This is a genomic window from Ruminococcus sp. Marseille-P328 (assembly GCF_964249465.1).
Lineage (GTDB): Bacteria > Bacillota > Clostridia > Lachnospirales > Lachnospiraceae > Blautia_A > Blautia_A faecis.
In genome coordinates this window covers 19,365-27,239 of sequence record NZ_CAXUBQ010000039.1, presented here as the reverse complement: position 1 = coordinate 27,239, position 7,875 = coordinate 19,365, and the positions used below count along the sequence as shown (strand labels likewise).

Genomic DNA, 7,875 nt, shown 5'->3' with positions numbered 1-7,875 from the left:
TCTGGTTGGCTAAACCTTGGATAAACCGGAATCCCACCGGCTTGACTACACACCCTTAGCTGGGCGCACAACTGGAAGTTGTTATTTCAATGCTTTTTTTAAGTCCAGAACAAATTGTTCTTGTTGCTTTTTCAGATAGATTTTTACAAAAGGTTTCATAATCCACTTTTTAGGTGTCACATTCTCTGTAAAATCAATTTGTGTTTCATTTCCCTTAGCTGTAAAAACACCAATCCAATGTCCTGACATATTGCTATTTTCCATGTCAAATTCCCAGCGTTTATATGGCTCAATAGTAGTGATAGAAAATGTAGTTGCATATCCGTCTTTAGTGTACTCAATAAATTGCTTCTCATTTATGATTTCTGTTTTACTTAAATCGCTTCGCCACTCACTATATTTTTCAACTGCAAAAACAATATCCCAAACTTTATGAATATCCTTGTTAATAATAGCATTTATATTTGAAACCGCCATTTTTATTCCCCCTTCAAAATTCAATTTGCTAAAATGATTTTATCATATCATCAATCCAAACTCAACGGTCAAGCCGGAACTTGAACAGGCTTTCAATCAGCTTTGTTTTGATGTAGTCCTCCATATCAGAGTTATAATAGCCGTTCATTTTGGAAAAGTAGCGGATATATCCGGCGTAGCGGTCAAGGACAGCTTGTATCGCTATGGGGTCGCCCTCATGTGCCTTTATAATCGTGTCATAGGGGAGAAGTCGGTTACTCATAGGACAGCACCTCCATTTCCTCTTTCAGCCGCTTCAAGGTAAGCTGAATATGCCGCCCGATTGTGCTGCGTGTCCAGCCGCATTGTTCTCCGATTTCTTTCTGCGTCAAGTGCTTAAAGTAATACAAAAAGATTTCCTCCTGCGTCTGTTCCGACAGCCCGGCAAGAGCCGCCGCAAGGGAGCAGCTATCTAAAAATATCGTCTGCCCCCGGACAGAGAACGGATAAGTTTCGCCATAGTCCGGCACTTGAAAATACTCGTCTGTGGTGCTTAGTGGGACAAACTTTTCTTCCGTCAAATATTCAAGAGAGATTTCCCGTTTCCACCTCGCTGCCAGCATACGGGCAGCGTCAAAGGACGCATGGCGAATAACAATCCGGCAGTAGGTATCATGGGTATAGCGGATATGTTCTTGATAGGCTTCGTATTCAGTCATGGAAAATCCCCCTTTCTTCGATTATGGGAAAGGGCGGCAGCACTTTTTTGCTGTCGCCCCTTGATTACCTACCAGCAAGGACAGACGGGGCTGTCAACGGTGGGCGCAGCCCATTCACTTGCCGTTGACTGGCTCGGCTGGCTTTGCTACTCGCTGATAATCGGTTTTCCGTCTTTGTCAATCAAGGGACAAATACCCCCGCCAGTTCCAAACTTTGCCACAAGGTAATTGACCCCGGTTTCTCTGTCCACTACCACATAAAAGCCTTTCACACTTCCTGCAGTTTCAGTAATTTCAAATCTTCTGCTTCCCATATAGATACCTCCCAATAGAAATCAAAGCTCTTGCTTTACAAAAATGCGATAACTGATTTGATACATCACATAGCACCATGCCAACGCCAGAAGCGGTGAGCAGCAGAGAAGAATAAATACAATCTGGTCTGTCAATGCAACTCCCAGCATAGTAAGAAGCTGATATATTCCAAAGCAAATCCCTGCCGGAATGAGGAATGATACTAATAGCAGAACACGGCCTTTTTCTGCGCCAAACTTGAACACAAGAGGAATTGACATACTTCCAAAAATAAGGGAGATTACCCATGCAACGAGTGTCAAAAACAGAAGCTCTCCAATCCCTACTATGTCGAGTACGATTTTATGTGTGATTAGGCCACCGATAAAACCAATAATCAGCCCAAAGAGGCTGCCAATGGCGCAGAAGATAGCCAGCACCATAAATTTTCCAGCAACCAATTCTTTCTTGGAAACTGGCATTATCATAGCATACCGTGTCCATTTAGAACTGTCATCAAAAGAAAAGGTTGTTACAATCATCATGCTGCACAAAATCGCACATACAAAAATATAGCCTTCTACGCCGGAAAACGGAATAAGCGCAACGGCAAAAACCACAAGGATGAATAGCATAGATTTCGCATTGTGGCCGATATTAAATAAATCTTTCAAAACAAGACTTTTCATTTTGCTTGCTCTCCTTTCACATACAGCAGCAGAATATCGTCGATTGTTGCGTCGTCCACTACGGCATTTTTATATTTCCTCCGGGCTTTTTCCTTGTCAGCTACCAGCACATTCCATTGATAATCATCTTTGCGGTAAGCCAGAATTTCCGCTTTATCGAGCTGGTCGAACAGTGCTGCGCCACAGCGGATAATACCATAGTTATAACGAAGTTCATCTTTCGTTTTACAAAAAAGAACCTTGCCCTGATGGATAAATGTAATGTAATCTGCGACTTTTTCTAAATCTGTTGTGATATGCGAGGACATCAAAATGGAATGATTTTCGTCCTGAACAAATTCAAGAAATACATCAAGAATATCATCACGCATTACAGGGTCGAGGCCACTTGTCGCTTCGTCCAAAATCAGTAGCTTGGGGTTATGGGAAAGGGCGACGGCAATACACAACTTCATCTTCATTCCCTTGGACAGAGATTTAATTTCCTTATCCGCTGGAAGTTGAAACCGCTTTAGATAGTCTTGAAACAGATGGCCGTCCCACTGTTTGTAGGCAGCACCAGCAATTTTCCCGACTTTGGCCGGAGTGAGCGTTTCATAGAAGTTAATTCCGTCAAACACTACGCCAACATCCTCTTTGATTTGTTTTGTGGACGATAATTCCTGCCCCCAAAAAGTAACTGTTCCATCATCTTTATGAATTAAATCAAGAATAGCATTGATAGTTGTGCTTTTTCCGGCTCCATTTTCGCCAATAAGCCCCATGATTGTTCCTTTCGGAACCGAAAACGAAACATGGTCTAACTTGAAATCGGCGTATTGCTTTGTCAAGTTCTCAACCTGCAAAATAGCGTTCATAGTTAATCCTCCTCTTGATAAAATATCGTCAGTAATTCAATCAGTTTTTCCAACGATATTCCACTTATCCGCCCAATATCGGCGGCCTCTTGCAAATGTTCTTCGGCCAATCTCTGCTGTTCTTCCTGATAAAAGTCTTTGTTCTGTGCCGACACAAAACTTCCTCGGCCTACCGTTGTTTCAATAAAACCGTCCCTTTGCAAATCTTCATACGCTTTTTGAACGGTAATAACACTCACATGAATGGACTTTGCCAGCGCCCGCATAGAGGGAATAGGATCGCCGGTTTTTAACTCGCCACTCATAATCATGGCTTTTATCTGTGAAGTTATCTGCTCATAAATTGGCTTGCTCGTATTACTGCTTATGATAATTTCCACAACGCCCCTCCTTTGTTCTTTAATGTACTTATCGTACAAGTACATTATATTCAAGGCAAACGCTTTTGTCAATAGGGTATTAGAAAATTTATCTTTGCTTATTAAGCAAAAGAAGCCACACAATTTGTATGGCTTCCATGAAATTCTACTTTGAAATTTTTACGGAATAACGGGCTGTTGTCTATCAACTTCTTGTGTGTTACTTTATGGCACATGAGTATTCGCGCCCGGATTGTCGTTTCCGTAGCCCTCCAAGAGGTTGATAACGCCCCAAATGCCAAGACCTGCTCCGAGAGCGATAACGAGTGTCTGCAAAACGCCTACTGCGCTGTTGAAAAATGCCATAATATAACTCCTTTCTGCCGCTGTGCGGCTGCCCGAAAAAGGGCATAAAAAACGGCGGTCAGTTTTCGATAACTGCCGCGGTCATAAGTCCCCGCGCTGCGTTTGTTGCTGCTGCGCGGCGGTATTCAGTTGTAGGGTGCGGCTTCCTGCCGCGATACGCGCAAGGAGTAGGGGCGCGTACCATGTAGCCCGTGTTTATTATTTTTACTTTAAGCTCCCTCCTTTTCAAAAAGCGGTGTGTAGACAGGCTTAATGCCGTACTGCCGTTCCCGGACAGCTTCGATATACTTGATATAGGAAATACCTGCCTGTCTTGTCCTGCGTTCCTGTTCCCGCTGCATTTCCTCGGCGGCTTCCATAAGCCCGCTGATAGCTCGGATTAGCTGCTGTTTTGCCTTTTTCTTTCTGATACGCTTATTCATTCTGCGTCCTCCTGCAAATCTGCTTCGTCAACTTCGTAATAGTCAAATACCTCGTCCGGCTTTACGATTGCAGGACGGCGGCGCAAGTGCTTTTCCATGTCAAAGGCATTTTTCTTGTCAAAGTCGGAAAGGTACTTGTACTTCGGGTGTTTGGTAATATCGTATTTTTCGGAGAAGAACGGGCGCACCCCGCGTAACTGCAAGATACATTTCCCGCCGTCCATGACCGCAATTTCATCTTCGCTCATAAGCTGCTTGCCTAACTTCTGATAGTTCAGCCCGTGGGAAAGCTCCCGTCCTCTTGTTTCGGAAGTATTGAAGCTGTCAATCGTTTCTTTCCCCAAGATTTCCGACATTTCTTTAAGGGTCGTTTTCTCCTTGCCGCCCAAAAACAGGGTCGTATCGCAGTTGCCGACAATGGTATCGGCGTTGTCCTTGTAGATAGCCTTTAGCTGCGACTGGCTCTGCAAGATGATGGACGCGGAGATTTCACGGCTTCGGATAGTGGCAATGAGCTTTTCAAACTTCGGTATCTGCCCGATATTTGCAAACTCGTCAAGCAGACAGCGCACATGAACAGGCAGCCGCCCGCCGTACACATCATCTGCCTTGTCACAAAGCAGATTGAAAAGCTGTGTGTAAAGGATTGATACAACAAAGTTAAAGGTGTCGTCGGTGTCAGAGATAATAACAAAAAGTGCGGTCTTTCGGTCACCCAAGGTGTCAAGCTCCATTTCGTCGGTTTCCATCAGCTCGCGCAGCTCCCGAATGTCAAATGGTGCAAGCCGCGCACCGCAGGAAATGAGGATAGAGCTTCTTGTTTTTCCGGCAGACAGCAAAAACTTCTTGTACTGGCGCACCGCAAAATGTTCCGGGTCTTTTTCCTCCAAGCGTTCAAACATGAGGTCAACGGGGGATTGAAATTCCGGGTCGTCCTCGCGGGCTTCCGACGCATTTATCATTTCAAGCAGCGTCGTAAAGTTTTTCTCATTCTCCGGGGCTTCGTACCAGATGTAGCCGATAAGGGCGCAGTAAAAAAGCCGTTCCGATTTCACCCAAAAATCCTCGCCGGATTTTTCCCCGTCGCCTTTGGTGTTGGCGATAATGGTATTTACCAGTTTCAAAATATCCTTTTCGCTGCGCAGATAGGCAAAGGGATTGTACCGCATGGATTTCTTGAAATTGATGGTGTTCAGCACCTTGATTTTGTACCCGCCCCGCTGCAAGAGCTTCCCGCACTCGATTAAAACCGTTCCTTTCGGAAGCGTTTCGTCAAGATAGAAAACGGAAAAGTCACAAATTATTTTCAATTCAGAAATTCGCCGCTTTCACATCATCACGCATTAACCGCTTCATCTTGTCCTCTAAGGTGTCCTTGCTTTCCTTGCTGAAATGAACGCCGATAACATAGGTGGTGTTTCCCATTCTCATGTTGAATGTTCCTACCGGGGTTGCCTTGTGTGCTTTTGCTGTGGTTGTGTTCTGTGTCATGCAATACCTCCTTGAAATGGAAAAAGCCAGACAGGGTGTGTGGTCGGCAACGAAGTCCGGCAACGGACTTCAAAAAACCTCGAACATAGTCCTATCTGGCTTATTTACTATTTTTACTTTTTTCTTTGATTTCTCCGTTGCTTTTGTTGCCAGAGAAGAAAATCCCTTGTAAATAAAGGACTTTTAAGAGATTTGCCCTGCAACGGACTTGACAACGGGGTAGCAACATAGTCGGCAACACGGTCATTTTTTCAAAACGGTAATTCCATCTGTCGGGCTTCTTCCTCGGTCAGTTCACGAAAACCGTCCGTCAGATTTGAGCCTGTTGCCGATGGCTCGTTGTCGGGCGGTGGTATGCGTTCCCACCCTCGCTGTCTGCCATACTTGGCAAAGCTGCGTGGATTGGAAAACGGTCTCCATCCCTCAATGCTGTTGTTCATGATTTCATTGATTTCTCGGATTTCCCATTGCTTCGGCTCATCAAAAGGGTGGTTCAGAGCTTCTGCATAGATCAGCTTGGAGCAGACCTGTGTACCTTTGAAGTTATCAAGGAAAGACTGGATCAGTCCTGCTTTCGTGTCCTCCGGCATAAACTGCTTTTGCAGTTCTTTCAGTTCCTTGTCCATATCCTTTGATAAGGTCAGCTTTACAGGGAAGTTCTGATAGATGAACATGACTTCTGCCCACATCATATCAATGAACGCTCTGGATGCGGCTTCATCTTCCAGAATGTGAATCTCTGCATTTTCAGGGTGTACCATGATAGGCAGAAATCTACGGTTGCCGCTTCGGTCAAGGGGTAGAAAGTCCATCGTGTTGGAAGAACCTCCGAACACACATTGTCGCAAGCGGTCTGCCGGATGGGTTTCATACGGCACTTTATAGGTTTCTTTCGCCCTGCTGATAAAGGACTTAATATCCTCAATGCTCTTGGCATTGGCTGTGGCAATCATTTCCGACATTTCGATAATCCAATGCCCCTGCATTTTACGGTACACATTGTCATCGTCAATCTTTTTCAGGTCATCGGAGAACCATTCATCTTTGACTGCCAGCAGACGGAAGAAAGTGGACTTTCCTGCACCCTGTCCACCCACAAGGCAGAGCATAACTTCAAACTTACAGCCGGGTTTGAACACTCTGCTGATTGCTCCCAACATGAACAGCCGTAATGCCTGATAAGTGTACTCGCCTTCCTCTGCTCCGAGAAATCGGGGCAAGGCATAGCGGATGCGTTCTGTTCCGTCCCATTCCAGACCGTTCAGATAATCTCGGATAGGGTGGTACTTGTTGCTGTCAGCGATAATGGAAAGGGCTTTCTGTATTTTCTTCTCGCTGGTCAGACTATATTTATCTTCCAGATAGAGCATGAGATAATTTAAGTCCGTGTCGGTCAAGGTCGCTGTCTGCTTGCTCCACCAAAGCGGCTTCACAATGTCGATACGCTCGGTAAGAATGTTATATCTGACAGCACCTTGCAGAACGGGGTCATTCTGAAAAACGGTCAGACAGTTGCGTATGCTGTTCTTGATTGCTCCGTTATCGGTCAAGTCCAGACTTCCTCTGACTTCTTCCACGGTCATGCTCGGCTGTGTGTCCTGCAATTCGCTGTTCAAGTTTCATCACCTCTTTTCTCTGCTCGGCTACAAGAGCTTTCTTTTCTTCGGGAGTGTCATAGAGAAGAATATCCAGCAGGTATTCGATATAGCTTTTCTTCTCCAATGCTTCCACAAAAAGCGGGTGCCACACTTCATCCGTCCGTTGCGGTGCGTATTGCTTTTCCCACTTCCTCAGAAGATGGAAGTAATCGGACAGCACCTTGTAGCAGTGATTTTCTTCCTGCTGATATTTCTGCTCCGGGGTAGGCTCTCGGATTTTCGGTCTGATTGACGGTTTCTGTCTGCTGTCATAGCTGATACCAAAATCATCAGCTATCTTCATGGCGGCTTCTTTGCTCGGCAAGCCAAACAGTCGGGAAACAAAGTCAACTGCGTCTCCATCTGCCTGACAGCCAAAGCAATGAAAGCGGCGGTCAAGTTTCATGCTGGGGTTCTTATCATTGTGAAAGGGGCAGACCGCCATTCCGTTTCGTCTAATACGGATTCCATAGCGTTCTGCCGCCTGTCGGGTTGTTACATTCTGTTTTACTGCTTCAAATAAATTCAATAGGCATTTCCTCCTGAAATAGAAAAAGCACCTGCTATTTTCCAAATGAAAACGGC

Annotated in this window: 11 protein-coding genes and 2 pseudogenes; all 13 read right to left on the bottom strand. The window is 45.2% G+C overall.

Features of this window, described 5'->3' with window-relative positions:
• Positions 1-81: 81 nt before the first annotated feature.
• Complete coding sequence (locus ACESTK_RS19250) at positions 82-477, bottom strand: SRPBCC family protein (protein WP_007054580.1); 396 nt, start codon at positions 475-477, stop codon at positions 82-84.
• A gap of 61 nt (positions 478-538) precedes the next feature.
• Positions 539-739: a helix-turn-helix domain-containing protein gene (locus ACESTK_RS19245; RefSeq protein WP_007054579.1), complete on the bottom strand. Its 201-nt coding sequence runs from the start codon at positions 737-739 to the stop codon at positions 539-541.
• Complete coding sequence (locus ACESTK_RS19240; protein WP_118371689.1) at positions 732-1,175, bottom strand: sigma-70 family RNA polymerase sigma factor; 444 nt, start codon at positions 1,173-1,175, stop codon at positions 732-734. Before ACESTK_RS19240 ends, ACESTK_RS19245 begins: the two co-directional genes overlap by 8 nt.
• Before the next feature lie 146 nt (positions 1,176-1,321).
• Positions 1,322-1,489: a DUF6440 family protein gene (locus ACESTK_RS19235; protein WP_005933716.1), complete on the bottom strand. Its 168-nt coding sequence runs from the start codon at positions 1,487-1,489 to the stop codon at positions 1,322-1,324.
• A gap of 21 nt (positions 1,490-1,510) precedes the next feature.
• Entirely contained in the window at positions 1,511-2,158 is a 648-nt protein-coding gene (locus ACESTK_RS19230) for an ABC-2 transporter permease (protein ID WP_012744307.1), read from the bottom strand.
• The gene (locus tag ACESTK_RS19225; protein ID WP_005933713.1) at positions 2,155-3,015 is read right to left on the bottom strand and encodes an ABC transporter ATP-binding protein; all 861 of its coding nucleotides are present in this window, start codon (positions 3,013-3,015) and stop codon (positions 2,155-2,157) included. The genes ACESTK_RS19230 and ACESTK_RS19225 overlap by 4 nt, the downstream gene beginning before the upstream one ends.
• A gap of 2 nt (positions 3,016-3,017) precedes the next feature.
• On the bottom strand, positions 3,018-3,395 hold the full coding sequence (locus tag ACESTK_RS19220) for a GntR family transcriptional regulator (RefSeq protein ID WP_035394499.1): 378 nt from the start codon (positions 3,393-3,395) through the stop codon (positions 3,018-3,020).
• Positions 3,396-3,611: 216 nt separating this feature from the next.
• Positions 3,612-3,740: pseudogene (locus tag ACESTK_RS19215) on the bottom strand (Maff2 family mobile element protein); the annotation flags it as partial.
• 209 nt (positions 3,741-3,949) lie between these two features.
• The gene (locus tag ACESTK_RS19210; RefSeq protein WP_373120521.1) at positions 3,950-4,162 is read right to left on the bottom strand and encodes a condensin complex subunit 2; all 213 of its coding nucleotides are present in this window, start codon (positions 4,160-4,162) and stop codon (positions 3,950-3,952) included.
• Positions 4,159-5,430: pseudogene (locus tag ACESTK_RS19205) on the bottom strand (VirD4-like conjugal transfer protein, CD1115 family); the annotation flags it as partial. The gene ACESTK_RS19210 and the pseudogene ACESTK_RS19205, both read right to left, overlap by 4 nt.
• 43 nt (positions 5,431-5,473) lie before the next feature.
• A complete protein-coding gene (locus tag ACESTK_RS19200; protein WP_004612908.1) occupies positions 5,474-5,653 on the bottom strand; it encodes a transposon-encoded TnpW family protein in 180 nt (59 codons plus the stop codon).
• Positions 5,654-5,904: 251 nt separating this feature from the next.
• Positions 5,905-7,236 carry a virulence-associated E family protein gene (locus ACESTK_RS19195; RefSeq protein WP_044987284.1) on the bottom strand — a complete coding sequence of 444 codons (1,332 nt, stop codon included), beginning with the start codon at positions 7,234-7,236 and terminating at the stop codon, positions 5,905-5,907.
• Complete coding sequence (locus tag ACESTK_RS19190; RefSeq protein WP_004612911.1) at positions 7,193-7,819, bottom strand: CHC2 zinc finger domain-containing protein; 627 nt, start codon at positions 7,817-7,819, stop codon at positions 7,193-7,195. Before ACESTK_RS19190 ends, ACESTK_RS19195 begins: the two co-directional genes overlap by 44 nt.
• Positions 7,820-7,875 lie beyond the last annotated feature (56 nt).